The sequence below is a fragment of the uncultured Tateyamaria sp. genome (assembly GCF_947487805.1).
Classification (GTDB): Bacteria; Pseudomonadota; Alphaproteobacteria; order Rhodobacterales; family Rhodobacteraceae; genus Tateyamaria.
Window position 1 is genome coordinate 313,473 of record NZ_CANKXW010000005.1, and the last position, 16,062, is coordinate 329,534.

11 protein-coding genes are annotated in these 16,062 nt (G+C 60.6%); 6 read left to right on the forward strand and 5 right to left on the reverse strand.

The annotated features are described in order from the left end of the window. The first annotated feature begins 409 nt into the window (after window positions 1-409). Window positions 410-5,281 (forward strand): hypothetical protein, encoded by a 4,872-nt coding sequence (locus Q0949_RS14490; protein WP_299373612.1) that lies wholly within the window; start codon window positions 410-412, stop codon window positions 5,279-5,281. A gap of 113 nt (window positions 5,282-5,394) precedes the next feature. Here the strand turns inward: Q0949_RS14490 and Q0949_RS14495 are convergent, their stop codons facing one another. Beyond that, on the reverse strand, window positions 5,395-6,090 hold the full coding sequence (locus Q0949_RS14495; protein ID WP_299373615.1) for a type 1 glutamine amidotransferase domain-containing protein: 696 nt from the start codon (window positions 6,088-6,090) through the stop codon (window positions 5,395-5,397). A gap of 102 nt (window positions 6,091-6,192) precedes the next feature. Here Q0949_RS14495 and Q0949_RS14500 point away from each other — a divergent pair, with 102 nt between their 5' ends. The 3 genes from Q0949_RS14500 (at window position 6,193) to Q0949_RS14510 (ending at window position 9,449) form a co-directional block, all read left to right on the forward strand. Further along, window positions 6,193-7,071, forward strand: a complete 879-nt coding sequence (locus Q0949_RS14500; RefSeq protein ID WP_299373618.1) for a LysR family transcriptional regulator — start codon at window positions 6,193-6,195, stop codon at window positions 7,069-7,071. A gap of 78 nt (window positions 7,072-7,149) precedes the next feature. Continuing rightward, window positions 7,150-8,265, forward strand: coding sequence for a CaiB/BaiF CoA-transferase family protein (locus tag Q0949_RS14505; RefSeq protein WP_299373622.1), 1,116 nt, complete (start codon window positions 7,150-7,152; stop codon window positions 8,263-8,265). After that, complete coding sequence (locus tag Q0949_RS14510) at window positions 8,262-9,449, forward strand: FAD-dependent monooxygenase (RefSeq protein WP_299373625.1); 1,188 nt, start codon at window positions 8,262-8,264, stop codon at window positions 9,447-9,449. The genes Q0949_RS14505 and Q0949_RS14510 overlap by 4 nt, the downstream gene beginning before the upstream one ends. On the opposite strand, the gene Q0949_RS14515 is transcribed toward Q0949_RS14510, so the two are convergent. Continuing rightward, window positions 9,425-10,447, reverse strand: coding sequence for an AraC family transcriptional regulator (locus Q0949_RS14515; RefSeq protein WP_299373629.1), 1,023 nt, complete (start codon window positions 10,445-10,447; stop codon window positions 9,425-9,427). The genes Q0949_RS14510 and Q0949_RS14515 overlap by 25 nt on opposite strands. 147 nt (window positions 10,448-10,594) lie before the next feature. Here Q0949_RS14515 and Q0949_RS14520 point away from each other — a divergent pair, with 147 nt between their 5' ends. Continuing rightward, the gene (locus Q0949_RS14520) at window positions 10,595-11,113 is read left to right on the forward strand and encodes a DUF992 domain-containing protein (protein ID WP_299373632.1); all 519 of its coding nucleotides are present in this window, start codon (window positions 10,595-10,597) and stop codon (window positions 11,111-11,113) included. Window positions 11,114-11,168: 55 nt separating this feature from the next. Here the strand turns inward: Q0949_RS14520 and Q0949_RS14525 are convergent, their stop codons facing one another. The 3 genes from Q0949_RS14525 to Q0949_RS14535 form a co-directional block, all read right to left on the reverse strand. Beyond that, window positions 11,169-11,858, reverse strand: coding sequence for an adenylate kinase (locus tag Q0949_RS14525; RefSeq protein WP_299373634.1), 690 nt, complete (start codon window positions 11,856-11,858; stop codon window positions 11,169-11,171). Window positions 11,859-11,862: 4 nt separating this feature from the next. Next, a complete protein-coding gene (acs, locus tag Q0949_RS14530) occupies window positions 11,863-13,815 on the reverse strand; it encodes an acetate--CoA ligase (RefSeq protein ID WP_299373636.1) in 1,953 nt (650 codons plus the stop codon). Window positions 13,816-14,202: 387 nt separating this feature from the next. Next, entirely contained in the window at window positions 14,203-14,592 is a 390-nt protein-coding gene (locus tag Q0949_RS14535) for a carboxymuconolactone decarboxylase family protein (protein ID WP_299373638.1), read from the reverse strand. A 144-nt stretch (window positions 14,593-14,736) separates the two neighbouring features. Here Q0949_RS14535 and Q0949_RS14540 point away from each other — a divergent pair, with 144 nt between their 5' ends. Beyond that, the gene (locus tag Q0949_RS14540) at window positions 14,737-15,831 is read left to right on the forward strand and encodes an alcohol dehydrogenase family protein (protein ID WP_299373640.1); all 1,095 of its coding nucleotides are present in this window, start codon (window positions 14,737-14,739) and stop codon (window positions 15,829-15,831) included. The last annotated feature ends 231 nt before the right edge of the window (window positions 15,832-16,062 follow it).

Here is a 16,062-nt window from a genome sequence, read left to right on the forward strand (position 1 = left end):
CGGCAATGTCTCGGGATCGGGCATATGACGTCAGACGGTACGCATGACGGCGGCAAAATCCCTAAGTTGAGCTGGCGCGTTTCCTGCGCCAAACCTTTACCGTCGCCTCGGATTTGGCTGGCCGACAAATAGTTTTTTCAAATTGAGTTCAGTGGGTAGGCCCTCTTTCCCGTCTTTCGACCGACAAGGCCCGCCCATGGGGATCGTGAGAAACCAGCCGCATTTCCTTCGATTTTCCTCGATATTCACTCAAAATGAATCCTTGCGAAACGTCGATAACGTCGCGCATCATCCTAGCGTGATTCCTAGATGCACTATTTTGCACGGCCACCGGCTCAGATTTTTTCATCGAATTGGCCGCGACCCCGAGGTCGGCTTTTATTTGAATTGACTTGAAAGGCGAAACGATATGACCGATTTCATTTTTTCGACTGCTGTAAACACAAACCTGAATTTTCTGACGTTTACGAACCAGCCTCGAACCGCCGGTGTGCAGACAACGACGTCCTTCACGTTCACGATCAATTCCGGACCGGAAGCCGGTTTTACCGTCCAAATCGTGGGCTCGGGCTTTACGGTTCCGAGCGGCTCGGGTGCGTTGCCTGATACGGGAACGGTCACAAGCATTATTGTGACCAACGGCGGTAGCCCGGTTTACGACGTCAGTGGTTTTTCGGTGCCTGCTTCGACGTTCTCTGCGTCTCTTGATCCGGCAACTCTGGTCGCGTTGATCCAGGAATTCTCAAACGTGTTCACCGGGTCTACTGGCAACGATACGCTTTCTGCAACGAACCAGCGCGACACGATGGACGGTGGCTTGGGCAATGACCTTTTGAACGGCGGCGACGGGAACGATTCGATTCTTGGCGGTGCCGGATTGGATACGCTGAACGGTGGCGCAGGCAACGATACGATGCGCGGCGGCGACGACAACGATATGCTGCGTGGCGACGATGGCACCGACCAGTTGTTTGGTGACCTCGGCAACGACACGTTGGATGGCGGTGCTGGAAATGATCTTCTGGACGGTGGGGACAACAACGACAATCTGCGCGGTGACGGTGGCAATGACACTCTGCGCGGGCAGATTGGCAACGATACGTTAGCTGGTGGTGACGGGCGCGACTCCATGGATGGCGGCGCAGGGAATGACCTGTTTCTTGGCGTCGATGCGGGCGACACGGTGCGCGGTGGCACGGAGATTGACACCATCAATGCGTCGATGATGACAACCGGTATCCGCATCAATCTGGACGGGTCGCTGTCAACGCTGAACAGTTTTGTTCCGGGTGGCATTGATACGTCATCGGGCAACACCTTTTCGGACGGGGTCGAAAATCTAAACGGCTCGAATTTCGACGACCTGATTGGGTTGAACGAACTTGATAACCGCATCAACGGCTTTGACGGGGACGACCGCTTTGTTTCCTTCGACATCCGTGGCAATGACACGGTGAATGGTGGCGCGGGCAGTGACACGTATCACGCCAACACCTCGGCGGCGTTGAACCTGAGCCTACTCACAACGGCGGCACAGACGGTGTCCACAGGAACCGTCCGCTTGATTTCTGTCGAGAACCTGATTGGTGGGACGGGCGACGACACGCTGACCGGCAGCAACGGAGACAACATCCTCGATGGTGGCAATTCGCGCTTTTCAGATGACGTTCTGGATGGTCGAAATGGCAACGATACGGTCAGCTACGCATCCCTCACGTCCAGCACGGGTGTGAATGCGAGCCTGCGGACGCAGGGCGTTGTCCAAGCCACGAGCGCAGGCGGAAATGACACGTTCATCAGTATCGAGAACCTGCACGGGTCAATTGGCAACGACTCGCTGGAAGGCAATGTCCTGAACAACGAACTCCTCGGCGGCGATGGGGATGACACCATCACCGGCAATGGCGGCGACGATACTATCGGTGGAGGCGCGGGCGACGATGATCTGAACGGCAACGCTGGCATTGATGCCGTCACCTATTTTGATGCAGTCGCGGGCGTGACGGTCGATCTGAACAACACCGGTCTGCAAAACACAGGCGGAGCCGGAACCGACCAGATCCGAAACTTCGAACAGCTGATCGGATCAAGCTTTGATGACAGTCTGACAGGACGGATCGCCGGCGATGACACCATCCTCGCGGGCAGCGGAGACGACACGGTTGTCGGTGGCGGGGGCCTTGACCTGCTGCGCGGCGAGGACGGTGACGACCTGCTGATTGGCGATGCCGGCAACGACACGCTCGAGGGTGGTGATGGCGATGACACATTGCGCGGTGGTCTGGGCAATGACAGTCTGAACGGCGGGGCCGGGTTTGACTTTGCCGACTATTCCACCGCGACCGGGGCCATGACCGTAGACCTATTGGCCGGTACAAGCGCCGGACCGGATGGGGCCGACATTCTGTCGGGAATCGAAGGCGTTGTTGGGTCGGATTTTGCCGATGACCTGACGGGCGACAATGGTGCCAACGTGCTCTTGGGCGGCGGCGGCAATGATACGCTGCGCGGTGGCAATGGCGATGACACGCTTACCGGGGGCGGCGGCAACGACGTTCTGGTCGGTGGCGGCGATTCCGACACCGCCGATTTGTCCGGCATCGCCGCGATCACCGGTGCAAATGTCGACTTGCGGGTGACTGGCTTCCAGACCACCGGCGACGGATCGATCGACAGGTTCCTCCAGATCGAAAATATCATCGGCACGACGATGAACGATACACTTCGGGGCACGTCGGGCGACAACCTGATCGACGGGTTCGAGGGTGACGACCGGCTGTTCGGCAATCAGGGCAATGATACTTTGCTGGGCGGCGATGGAGACGACTACATCCTAACCGGCCCCGGAGACGATGCCGCCTTTGGCGGATTTGGAAACGATACGCTTGTCTCTAGCGAGGGCGAAGATACCCTGGTGGGCGGCTCGGGTGACGATCTTTATGTAGTACAGTCGAACGGAACGGGCACTGTCAACATCGATGACTTCCTCGGCGTCGATACGGTTGATCTGTCGGCGGGCATGTCCGGGGTGAACATCGACCTGACGCGCACCAAGATCGGGACGATGGATGGCCGTGACATTATCGTGGACCCCAGCGGCATTGATGATATCGGCGGCGGCATCAACATTGCCTTTGCTCAGGATTTGTCGGGTTCGTTTAGCGATGACATCGACAATGTGACTGCGCTGGTGCCTGACATTGTCAGTTCTGTACAATCGTTCTCCAGCTCTGCGGCCTTTGCCGTGACAAGCTATGTCGATAAACCGGTCGCCGGTTTCGGGTCAGGTGCGGACTATCCGTACCGGACGGATCTGAGCATGACCACGGATGCCGCTGCGATTCAGGCCGCTTACGCAAATCTGACCATCCTCGGTGGCGGTGACGGACAGGAGTCGCAACTTGAGGCGCTGCTGCAGATTGCCAACCGTGAGGAGGAGGTAGGATTTGACAGCAACTCGAACCGGATTGTGGTGCTCTTTACGGATGCCGACTACCACCGCGCGGGCGATTTTTCGACGGCGCCCCCGAACAACGGTGACGATCAGCTCGACGGCACCCCACCGGGCACTGGCGAGGACTATCCGACGGTAGAACAGGTACGGCTGGCCTTGTTGAACGCGGGGATCCTGCCGATCTTTGCTGTCACGAGCAGCCAAATAGGCAACTACAACAACCTGGTTGGTCAGTTTGGGTTCGGATCAGTCGTGCAATTGGCCAGCGACAGTGCAAACGTGTTGACTGCGATTGACTCGGCGCTTGGCATTGCTTCGCAAACCCAGCTCGAAGGTGTGATCGGCACCGATTTCAACGACATCCTGCGTGGCAACGCGCTGGACAATGAAATACTGGGCGGTGGCGGTCGGGACTTTATTGAAGGGCGCGAGGGCAATGACACTCTTGTCGGCGGCGCGGACAATGACCGGCTGTTCGGGAACGAGGGCGACGACTTGCTACAAGGCGGCCTTGGTCGCGATGAAATTGATGGTGGTCTTGGAAACAACACGGCCAGCTATTCGGACATCCTGACAAATGTCCGTGTGGATCTGAATATCACGGTCGCACAGAATACTTTGGGCGGAGATGTCGACACCATCACCAATATTCAAAACCTGATTGGCGGACAGGCCAACGATCTTTTGCTGGGCAATACCAGCAACAATTTGATCGATGGCCAGGCCGGCAATGATACGATCCGCGGCGACGCTGGTTTGGATACTCTGATTGGCGGGGCCGGGGACGATTTCCTCTTTGGTGAAACAGGCGACGATCTGTTGCTTGGCGGCACCGGCACCAATGCGCTTGACGGTGGGACCGGCACGGATATGGCGTCCTACATTGACGCGTCACTTGGCGTCACCGTTGACCTGCGCCTCGGTGGTTTCCAATCCGTCAATGCAAACCGGACCGACCGTCTCAGAGACATCGAAGATCTCGAAGGCTCGAACCAGAACGATGTGTTGACGGGTGATGCCGCTGTGAACCGGTTGTTTGGTGCGGGCGGCAATGACATTCTCAACGGTTTGGACGGAAACGACGCGCTGTCCGGTGGGGATGGAAATGACTCTGTGCTTGGTGGGGTCGGCAATGACAACCTTGCGGGTGACCTTGGCAATGACACGCTGGACGGCGGGATCGGCAACGACACCGTGCAGGGGGGCGGTGGCGATGATGTTCTGCTTGCATCGGCCGGCAACGACCTCCTTGACGGCGCGCCAAGCTCTTCTGTTGCAAGTGGGGACTTTGACACGGCTGACTATTCGGCATGGGGCCAAGGCATCACCTTGGTGTCCTCCAGCGTGACCAAGAGCGGATCTGAAACGGACACCTTGCGTGATATCGACATGATCATCGGCTCAGGTTTTGACGATAGTTTCAATTTGAACTCGATCACCGATGCCGATGGCGGCGCTGGCAATGATACGTTCCTTGCGGGGTCCTCGCAGAACACGATGACCGGCGGCGCGGGGATGGATACGTTCATCTTTGACTCTGTCTCGGACATTGGATCGTCGGTCACGGTCTTTGATCGGATTACCGACTTTGAAAGCGGCATCGACATGATTGATTTCTCGCTCATCGATACAGATAGCGCGGTGGGGGATCAGGCGTTCACCTTCAACAGCATGGGCTTCTTCTCGGGCACAGAGGACGAGATCATCTACGGTGTCTTTGGCGGGACCGGGGCGCTGATGATCGACACCAGCGGGAACGGCGCCGCCAACGCTGTGCTGCTCTTGGATGGTGGCCCGGCGATCTTGGCATCAGACCTGATTTTGTAAGGTGTCACAATAGAACCTGACCGTTCCGCGCATTGCGCAGGGCGGTCAGGTTTGCGACATGGCGGTTTGTGCCCCTTGCACCTGGTTCGGTGGCAAGGGGCCACCATCAGTGCCTATGCGCGCTCGGCGATGGCATCCATTACCAGAGCTGCGGTCTTGGTTGCCGAGGCCGGGTTTTGGCCTGTGATCAGGTTCGCATCACGCACTGCAAAGGCCTGAAAATCAGGGGCGGATACATGGTGCGCGCCAAGCTCCTTCAACCTGCTCTCGAGCAGGAAAGGCACCGCATCCTGAAGCCCCACGGCGACTTCCTCACTGTCGGTAAAGGCGGCAAGCTTGCGCCCTTTGACCAATGGGCTCCCGTCTGCGGCCTTGGCGCTGACAAGACCGGCAGGGCCATGGCAGACCGCGGACACGATTTTTCCCTGCGCGTTGAACGTTGTGACCAGTTCAGCCAGGTCCGGGTCTTGGGGGTAATCGAACATCGTGCCATGTCCGCCCGGCAAAAAGACCGCGTCGAAGCCGGATGTATCGATCTCGGTGAACTTTGGGGTTGCGGCGAACAGGGCTTGGGTGTCCTCGTCCGCAAGATAGCGTTCCACAGACGCGTCGTTCTCGCCTTCGGGCGACAAGCTGCGGTCATCGACGGGGATCTTGCCGCCGGCGATGGAGGCCACCGTGACATCCGCCCCACCATCCGTGAACGCATAGTAAGGTGTGGTCAGTTCCTCGAGCCAAAGGCCCGTGGCCTCGCCATTGTCCATCTGTTTGGCCGAAGTGGCGATAATGAGGATTTTTGCGGGTGTCATGACTGTCTCCTGTTTTTTTGTCTCAGGGGCAGGTAGGTGCGAGCTTGCATAAGGAAAAATAAAACGATTTGCGCTTAGGCATAAAAATATTGATATAACTCCATGTCCTTGCAAAACCTCAGATCGTTCATCGAAACATTTCGCTGCCAGTCGATCAGTACGGCGGCGCGCAATCTCAATCTTACGCAGCCTGCGGTGTCGCAGCACATCATGGCACTTGAGGCACAGCTGGATCGCAAACTGTTCGAGCGCAAGCCGCGTGGCGTTGAGCCCACGGCCTTTGCCCGTGATTTGGCCGCACAAGTCGGCGATGGTCTCGACCGGGCAGAAGCCGCGCTGGCGCGGATGCAGGCCCGATCATCCAACCTGTCGGGCGTGGTGCATATTGCGGGCCCGGCGGAATTGATGGCGGAAAAAATCGCGCCTCACCTGTGCAAGCTGGCCGAAGCAGGGGTGCAGGCGCGTGTGCGCCTGGGCGGGCGGTCATCGATCTATGAGGCCTTGCAAGCAGGCGAGGTGGACCTGGCCTTTACCGCGTCTCGCCCCGACGGCCCGCAACTGGCCGGGCAAAGGGTCAGTTCCGAAAAGCTGCTCGCCGTTGCAGCACCCGCCATGGCCGCGCGGATCAATGCAGCGGCGGATATGTCCGGGGCGCTCGCCAGCGAACCGTTCGTGGCCTACGACACAGACTTACCCCTTGTGCGCGACTGGTGCGCACAGAACGATGTCACGATGGCGGCGCAGGAGCCCGCGGTCACCGCCCCGGACATCCGGGTGTTGCGCGCGCTGGTCGAGGCCGGGGCAGGATGGTCGGTGATCCCTGACTACCTTTGTGCAAGGTCGATGGATGCAGGCACGTTGCACATGTTGGGCAGTGGGGCACGCGCTCCGGAAAACGAGATCTTTCTTGTCTGGACCAGATCGGCCTTGCGGCATCCGCGCATTGCCTTCGCGCGCGATCTCCTGTTGGACGGGGTTTGATCGCATCGGACGGAACGGACTTGCACCTGGCTCGCGCATTCTGTCCAATCGGCTGGACGGCGAAACAAGGGCACAGGCATGGATGGTCCTCTGGCGACATTGAAGGTGGTGGAATTTGCGGGGCTCGGTCCCGCGCCTCTGGCCGGGCAGATGCTGGCGGACATGGGCGCAGAGGTGACTGTGATCGACCGTGCCTCGGCCCCGGCGCAGGCGCATGATGTAAACCGACGCGGCAAGGCGTCGATTGCGCTCAACCTCAAGTCTGACCACGGTCTGCACATTGCCAAGGCTCTGATCAACGATGCGGATGTCCTGATCGAAGGGTTCCGCCCCGGCGTTATGGAACGCTTGGGCCTTGGCCCCGAGGCATGCTCTGACACCCTGATTTACGGGCGCATGACGGGATGGGGGCAGACCGGCCCACTGGCGCACACTGCGGGTCACGACATCACCTATCTGGCGCAAACCGGCGTGCTGAGCCTGATGGCCACGGCGGACGCGCCAGCGCGCCCGCCACTGAACCTTGTCGCGGATTATGGCGGTGGGACGATGTTCCTGCTGTATGGTCTTCTGTCGGCTGTGATCGCGCGCGGGGTGACAGGCAAAGGACAGGTGGTTGATGCCGCAATGATTGACGGAGTGCCCGCGATGATGGGCTTGATCCACGGGATGATGGCCAGCGGCGGCTGGCACAATCCGGGCGGCAATTGGCTGGATGGCGCGGCGCCGTTCTATCGCTGCTACCGTTGCGCGGACGGGCGCGATGTCGCTGTAGGCGCGCTGGAGCCGCAGTTCTACGAATTGCTGCTGCAAGGTCTTGGCGTTGATTCGGCGGATCTGCCCGAACAGATGGACCGCGCGGGGTGGCCCGCCACCTCGGAACGGTTTGCAGGGATTTTTGCGCGCCACCACCGCGACCACTGGGTGGAGGTGTTTGCCGGCACGGATGCCTGCGTGGCGCCGGTGTTGACCCTGCAAGAGGCGGCAGAGGACGCCCATCTTGGCCCCCGGGGTGTCTATGTCACCGTGGACGGTGTGCAACAGGCGGCACCCGCGCCGCGGCTGAGTGCGACGCCTGCCCGTGCCATCACCGCACCCACCGGGCCAGGGGCGGACACGCACTCAATTCTGGACAGGCTGGGATACGATACAGCAGCGATTGAGCAGCTGCGCGCCGACGGGGTTCTGACGTGAAAATCGTCATCGCAGGGGGCGGCATTGGTGGGCTTGCCACGGCCATCGCCTGCGCGCTGCGCGGGCACGCCGTGTCGGTACACGAACAAGCACCGGCCCTGTCCGAGATTGGTGCGGGTCTTCAGATTTCTCCCAATGGCTGGAAGGTTCTGAAGGCGCTTGGTGTTGTTGACCGACTGCGCCTCACGGCGTTTGAGCCGGAGGCCATCGAGATGCGCATGGGCCGGTCCGGGCGCCCGGTCTTTCGACTGCCCATGAAGGGTTATGCGAAGGAGCGTTGGGGTGCACCCTACATGCACGTGCACCGGGCGGATCTAGTTGATGCGCTTGCGGCGCGCCTGGCCGAGATTTCCCCGAACGCGGTGCACACCGGGCAGACAGTTACCGGATACGAAAAGATCGGCGCACGGGCCGCGTTAAAGGTCGGCGGCACGGCCGAGGAAGGTGACGTTATCGTCGGGGCGGACGGGCTGCACTCGGTGATCCGCACACAGATCCTGGGGCCGGACCAGCCAATCTATACCGGCAATGTGGCGTGGCGCGCGGTTGTGCCCGTGGATGCGCTCGGCGCGTATGCGCCACCGCCCACGGCATGCGTCTGGGCGGGAAACAAGCGGCACGCGGTCACGACCCGGCTGCGTGGCGGTACGTTGGCCAATTTCGTCGGCATGGTCGAAACGCCGGATCCCGGGCCCGAAGGCTGGCGGATCGAAGGGTCGCGGGCGGACGTGCAAGCGGACTTCCACGGCTGGCACCCGACCATCGCCCGGCTGATTGCCGAGGCTCCGCTGCTGAACAAATGGGCGCTCTTCGACCGCGCGCCACTGCCGCGATGGCATGACGGGCCCGTCGTCCTGCTGGGCGACGCGAGCCACCCGATGTTGCCATCAATGGCGCAAGGCGCCGTGCAAGCGCTGGAGGATGCCTGGGTGCTGGCTGCCTGTCTTGACGTGGGCCATGCGGATATACCCGCAGCCTTGCAGGCGTTCCGTGATGCGCGCATTGACCGGGTATCACGGATACAGGCCGGATCGCGCGCCAATGCGCGGCTGTTCCACCGGGCCACATGGCTGGGCCGTGTCGGATTTTACGGGCCCATGACGATAGGCGCGCGATTGGCCCCCGGTCTGATCCATGCGCGGCAGGACTGGGTGTACCGTCACGACGTGACGGTCGCCCCCTGAGCATCGAGGCGCACCGCCAACGGGGTCTGGCCCGTCCAGTTCTGGAACGCGCGGTAAAAAGAGTTCGGATCGCGGTAGGCCAGCAGGTAACTGATCTCTTCGACGTTCAGATCGGTCAGCCCGAGATATTGCCGCGCAAGATCTTCGCGCGTCTCATCCAGCAAGTTTTGAAACCGCGTGCCTTCGTCCTTGAGTTTGCGCTGCAGGCTCCGCCCGCTCAGCCGCAGGCGCGCCGCCGCGGCGTCTATGGTGGCCTCACCTGCGGGCAGCATTTCGGGAAGGATGGCGCGTACCCGTGCGCTGACGGCCTGTTCGGACAGTTGCACCTGCATCTGCCGCCGAAAGTTCGGTTCCAGCTGTGCCCACTGATCCGGGTCTGCCGACAGCAGAACCCGGTCCGCGTCGTCCTGATGCAGCGTCAGAGCTGCCGCCGGACCGATGGTGACCGCGCATCCCGCAAAATCCTCGATCTGTTTCAGGCAAGGCACCGTCGCTGGCAAGGTTGCCGCCCGCGGCACGACGTGATGCCCGGTACAGGCGCGGATGGCTTCGATCAGAAACACAAATTCGGTTGCGGCAAATGTGGCGGGCAGGGGTATCGCCGGGACATTCGACGATTTGATTATACGCAGATCCCCGGTCTCGGTACGCTTTGAACCCAGGCAGAGCGGCCCGGTCAGGGGTTTGAACAGGGCCAGCCGGTCCAGACCGACCGCCACTGTCGGGCTACATGTAAAGGCGAAGAACGCAGGGTTGAACGGACCGCGCGCATAGGCCTGCCCCAGAAAGATCGGGGTGTCGTCCCGACCGGATTCCGCCATTAGCGCGTTCCAGCCCGCGAAATATTCTGCCGCTGTAACACCGCGCCCTTCGGTTTCGAAAAAGTCGGGCGGATAGCGCATCCGCCGCAGCACGGCGACCGGATCGATTTGCAGCAGCCCGCACAACTGTTGGGTGGTGCGGGCGATCTTGTATCGGATCTGGGTGTCTTGGGTCATCTCTTAAAAATGGGGTGGATGAGTGATCAAGGCCAGAGCCTTGGCGCGAATTGATTGCTGGATGGCGCGATTTGCAATCCGGATCAGGTGGAACCAAAGCGACCGCAGCGCGTTGACCGCTCAGAGAAGACATGAAGGAGACATACGATGACACGTCAACGCACGTTTGCAGGCGCACTGGCAATGACAGCGATCACGGCAACCGCGGCCTTGGCCGACACCGGGACAATTGGTGACGGTGAAACCGTGGATCACATCGAAGTGGGCATGTTGTCCTGTGATGTCGCCGATACAGACAAGCTCATCGAGCTGAAGCAGGCCCGTGACCTGAGCTGCACCTTCAACCCGGCGGACAGTTCTCTGTCTGATGAAATCTATACCGGTGAAATCACGCGTTTCGGCCTGAATGTGGGTGCCACGCAAAAAGGTGTGATGCGCTGGGCCGTGTTGGCTCCGACAGAGCGCGGCATTCCCGAAGCAGGCCTTGACGGCACCTATCGAGGTGTGTCGGCCCAGGCGACGCTTGGCGTCGGTGTTGAAGGCAACGTGATGGTCGGCGGTGGGGAAGACCAGTTGACTCTCCAACCGGTCAGCCTTGGCACGCAAACCGGTGTGAACCTTGCAGTGGGTGTGGGGAATATCCAGCTGGAGCGCGTCGCCGGATAAACGATATGTATGGTGAGTGGTTACATCGGGGAGCGTCGCAGGACGCTCCCCGATTTTATGTTGTGGTGGCGGCTGTGACCACCCGACCCAAAGTTGTTGCGACCTCGTCGATGGGGCCCATCGCACCAATGCGTTGCAGCACGCCCTTGTCATCATAGTACGAAATCAATGGCGCGGTTTGCGCGTGGTAGGCCTCCAGCCGCGCGCCGACGGCCTCGACCGTGTCGTCGGCACGCCGCTTCATCTCGGTCCCGCCGCAATTGTCACAGATGCCGTCCCGCGTCGGGATCTTGAAGCTGTCGTGATACCCTTCGCCGCATCCCGCACAGGTATAGCGCCCGGCAATTCGGGTCACCATGGCGGCATCATCCACTTCAAGTGAAATTGCGGCGTCGATCTGCTGGCTGCTTTCGATCAGGAGCGTGTCCAGCGCCTCGGCCTGGACGGTGGTGCGTGGAAAGCCGTCAAGGATGACGCCCTGCGCGCAATCAGGCTCGGCGATGCGGTCGCGCAGGATGTCGATCACGATCTGGTCGCTGACCAGCCCGCCTGCCTTCATCACGGCGTCGGCGGCCTTGCCCGCATCAGTGCCCGCCGCCACGGCGGCACGCAGCAGGTCACCTGTGGACAGTTGAACATAACCAAACCGTTCCTCAAGCATGCGGGCTTGCGTCCCCTTGCCTGCTCCGGGCGGGCCAAGCAGGATCAGAACGGGGGGTGTCGCTGGGTGGGATGTACCGTCCATGACCTCAGCCCTTGTTCATGCGGTTTTCGATCAGGTCGTCCACAACGGATGGATCGGCCAGCGTCGATGTATCCCCAAGAGCGCCGAAATCATCCTCGGCGATCTTGCGCAGGATGCGGCGCATGATCTTGCCCGACCGCGTCTTGGGCAGACCCGGAGCCCACTGGATCAGGTCAGGCGACGCGATGGGGCCGATTTCCTGCCGCACCCATGTGCGCAATTCCTTGCGAAGCTCTTCGTTTGGCTCTTCGCCGTTCATCAGCGTGACATAGCAATAGATGCCCTGACCCTTGATGTCGTGCGGGTATCCGACGACCGCGGCCTCGGCCACCTTGGCATGGGCGACCAGCGCGCTTTCCACCTCGGCCGTGCCCATCCGGTGGCCCGACACATTGATCACGTCATCCACGCGTCCGGTGATCCAGTAATCGCCGTCCTCATCGCGGCGGCACCCGTCGCCAGTGAAATAATACCCTTTGTAGTCAGAGAAATAGGTGTTCTCGAACCGCTCATGGTCGCCCCAGACGGTGCGCATCTGTCCGGGCCAGCTGTCGGCAATGCACAGAACGCCCTCGACCCCGTTGCCTTCGGTGATCTCTCCCGAGGCAGGCTCCAGCACAACCGGTTTGATGCCGAAAAACGGTTTCATCGCCGAGCCGGGCTTGGTCGCGTGCGCGCCGGGCAGGGGGGTCATCAGGTGGCCGCCGGTTTCGGTCTGCCACCATGTGTCAACGATGGGGCAACGTCCGCCACCGACGACATTGTAGTACCAGTTCCACGCCTCTGGATTGATCGGCTCGCCCACGGTGCCCAGCAGCTTCAGTGACGACAGGTCCGCCTTTTCGACAAAGCTGTTGCCTTGTCCCATCAGCGCACGCAGCGCGGTCGGCGCAGTGTAGAACTGCGCCACTTTGTGCTTTTCACAGACCTGCCAGAACCGCGACGCGTCCGGATAGGTCGGCACCCCTTCGAACATCAGGGTCGTGGCCCCGTTGGCGAGCGGACCATAGACGATATAGCTGTGACCCGTGACCCAGCCGACATCCGCGGTGCACCAGTAAACATCACCGTCATGGTAATCAAAGGTCATCTGGTGCGTCAGCGCCGCATAGACCAGATAGCCGCCCGTGGTGTGCACGACGCCTTTGGGCTGGCCGGTGGAGCCGGATGTATAGAGAATAAAGAGCGGGTCTTCGGCCGCCATTTCTTCGGGTGGACAGTCGGCGTCGACCTTGGCGGCCTCTTCGTGCAGCCAGAAATCCAGCCCGTCGCGCCATGCGATCTGCTGGCCGGTGCGCTGCACGACCAGGCACTTGGTGGGGTCGATCACGTTGATCAACGCCTGGTTCACATTGTCCTTGAGGTTCGTGGTCCGTCCACCGCGTGGCGCGCCATCGGCGGTGATCACAACCTTGGCGTCGCAGCCCGACACACGCGCCGCCAGCGCATCCGGCGAGAAGCCGGCAAACACGATGGAATGTATTGCCCCGATGCGGGTGCAGGCCAACATGGCATAGGCGGCCTCGGGGATCATGGGTAGATACAGCACAACCCGGTCGCCTTTGCCGACGCCCATCGATTTCAGCACGTTCGCCATTCTGCATGTCTCGGCGTGCAGCTGCGTGTAGGTGATGTGCTGCGCCTCATCCTCGGGGCTGTCCGGTTCCCAGATGATCGCTGTCTGATCACCCCGGCTGGCAAGGTGGCGGTCAATGCAATTGGCCGAGACGTTCAGAGTGCCGTCGGCATACCAGTTGATGTTGACGTTGCCGAAATCATAGCTGACGTCCTTGACCTGGGTGAACGGCTTGATCCAGTCGATCCGCTTGCCATGTTCCGCCCAGAACGCGTCCGGATCGTTGATCGACGCGGCATACATGGCGTCATAGGTCGCGGCATCCACATGGGCATTCGCCACCATGTCCGCCGATGGGGCAAAGGTTTTCGTGTCTGGCATGCGGGGTCCTCCGGATCTTCACTTTGGTCGCTGGGGTACAGGGCACACAAGGCAAAGCCGTCCTCCATGGCTAGTGCATGTGTGCTGGGTCCTCTCTCCCCGTGTCGCGATAATACGCATCACTGAAAAGAAAGGAATAAAAGGCTGGATTATAAGGGTTTTAATGTAAATCAGTTTCCCCGCGCATAGTGTATTTGTAAAATTTTCTTACAGATCAGTAAATTTGTCCGCGATTTCGCGGATTTGAATGTCAAAGCATGCCGCATGCCTGTTTGACAGAGGGAAAAGTGAGCCCGCGGAATATTCATGCGCATTGACATGGGTGGTGTGACATATTGTGTCTCGGCTCACCCGCGAAGCCCCGCCGTGTCCAGAATCAACGCCTGATTACAGCATGCCGCGCTCGGTCAGCACCTTGCGCGCGGCCCGAAACGCTTCGAGGCCTTGGGGCACCCCGCAATAGATCGCGACCATGTGCACCGCGGCGCGGATTTCCTCGACGGAACAGCCATTGTTGATCGCGCCGTTGCAGTGCAGTTCCCATTCCTGCATCTTGCCCAATGCGCCGATCATGGCGAGGTTCATCAGGCTGCGCGTCTTGGCGTCGATGGCATCGTCACCCCAGCCGAAGCCCCAGCACCACGCGGTCATGGCCTCCTGAAACGGTCGATTGAAATCGTCCGAGGCGTCCAGATTGCGCTGGACGTATTCCGCGCCCAGCGTCGCCTTGCGCTGGGTCAGCCCGGTTGTGAAAAGGTCTTCGTCGAAGAGGCTCATGGTTCGGGTCCTTGTCTTACTGTGGAGGGGATGCAAATGCTGTACCCTTTCTGGGTACACGACACGGTTTGTGCAAACACCTTGAGATTGCATCGGCCTTTGTGTCACGCAGAGTGACAAAGCCCGATCGCAAAGGACACCCCAATGACACTACCCGCAACGATGAATGCCTTCGTGCTCAAGCGCCACGGCGGCATGGATGCCATTGAGTTTGAGCCCGCTTGGCCGGTGCCCGAGATCGGCGCCGATGATGTCCTGATCAAAGTCGGAGCCTGCGGGTTGAACAACACGGACGTGAACACCCGCTCCGGGTGGTATTCGAAATCCGTGAGTGCCGCGACCAGCGGCGATGGCTATTCCGATGTGGGTGAGGACGACCCGGCATGGGGTGGCGCGCCGGTTCAGTTCCCGCGTATTCAGGGCGCTGATGCGGTGGGCAAAGTGGTCGCCGTGGGCGCCAACGCTGATGCGGATCTGATCGGCCAGCGGGTCATCGTGGATTGCTGGTTGCGCGATTGGTCCGATCCGATGAACCGAGACAAGACCGGCTATTTCGGCAGCGAACGCGACGGCGGCTTTGCACAATACACAACCGCCGACCGGCGCAATGTTGCCGTGATCGATAGCGACATGTCGGATGCCGAACTGGCCACGTTTTCCTGTTCCTATTCCACAGCCGAGGGCATGCTGGTCCGTGCGAACGTGACGGCGGAGGATACCGTTCTCGTCACCGGCGCGTCCGGCGGGGTCGGATCCGCCTTGATCCAATTGGCCAAACGACGCGGCGCGACGGTCATCGGCATGGCGTCCGAGGCCAAGCACGGCCAGATGGCGGAGCTCGGTGCAGACGCCCTGTTGCCACGCGCGCCGGAGGATCTCGGTGCGGCGCTACGCGCGGCGATTGGCCGGGACACGGTCAGCGTCGTGGCCGACATCGTGGGCGGCCCATATTTTCCGACCATGATCGACGTGCTGGCGCGCGGAGGGCGATACACATGTTCCGGTGCGATTGCGGGGCCAATGGTCGAACTTGATCTGCGCACGCTCTACCTGCGGGATCTGACGTTCACCGGATCGACCGTCATCCCACCCCACGTGTTTCAGGATCTTGTCGGCTACATCTCTGCGGGTGACGTCCGCCCCCTCGTCGCCGCAACCTATCCGCTCGCAGATCTGCGCGCGGCACAGCAGGCATTTATCGACAAGGCGCATGTGGGCAACATCGTCGTCATTCCCTGAGGATGCGCACGAATCGCGGGAAAAGCCGATCAGCCCACATCCCTGATACCCATGCATGACTTGGCAGAGCGGTGTTGCCGCGCTAGCCTCTGACCCAAGCGGGCCAGAAGGTCCCGCACCAAGGGAGAAACATCATGAATAAATTTGCCGTTGGCGGCGTTGCCGGTCTCGTTTCGTTGAGCTTTGCGCTTGAGGCTTCAGCGACGGAGTGGAATGTGTCTGTTTGGGGCA

Excerpts from the sequence above, each read along its gene's own strand:
- Q0949_RS14490 (WP_299373612.1), top strand. The coding sequence starts at position 410 with ATGACCGATTTCATTTTTTCGACTGCTGTAAACACAAACCTGAATTTT.
- Q0949_RS14495 (WP_299373615.1), bottom strand. The coding sequence starts at position 6,090 with ATGACACCCGCAAAAATCCTCATTATCGCCACTTCGGCCAAACAGATG.
- Q0949_RS14500 (WP_299373618.1), top strand. The coding sequence starts at position 6,193 with ATGTCCTTGCAAAACCTCAGATCGTTCATCGAAACATTTCGCTGCCAG.
- Q0949_RS14505 (WP_299373622.1), top strand. The coding sequence starts at position 7,150 with ATGGATGGTCCTCTGGCGACATTGAAGGTGGTGGAATTTGCGGGGCTC.
- Q0949_RS14515 (WP_299373629.1), bottom strand. The coding sequence starts at position 10,447 with ATGACCCAAGACACCCAGATCCGATACAAGATCGCCCGCACCACCCAA.
- Q0949_RS14520 (WP_299373632.1), top strand. The coding sequence starts at position 10,595 with ATGACACGTCAACGCACGTTTGCAGGCGCACTGGCAATGACAGCGATC.
- Q0949_RS14525 (WP_299373634.1), bottom strand. The coding sequence starts at position 11,858 with ATGGACGGTACATCCCACCCAGCGACACCCCCCGTTCTGATCCTGCTT.
- acs (WP_299373636.1), bottom strand. The coding sequence starts at position 13,815 with ATGCCAGACACGAAAACCTTTGCCCCATCGGCGGACATGGTGGCGAAT.
- Q0949_RS14535 (WP_299373638.1), bottom strand. The coding sequence starts at position 14,592 with ATGAGCCTCTTCGACGAAGACCTTTTCACAACCGGGCTGACCCAGCGC.
- Q0949_RS14540 (WP_299373640.1), top strand. The coding sequence starts at position 14,737 with ATGACACTACCCGCAACGATGAATGCCTTCGTGCTCAAGCGCCACGGC.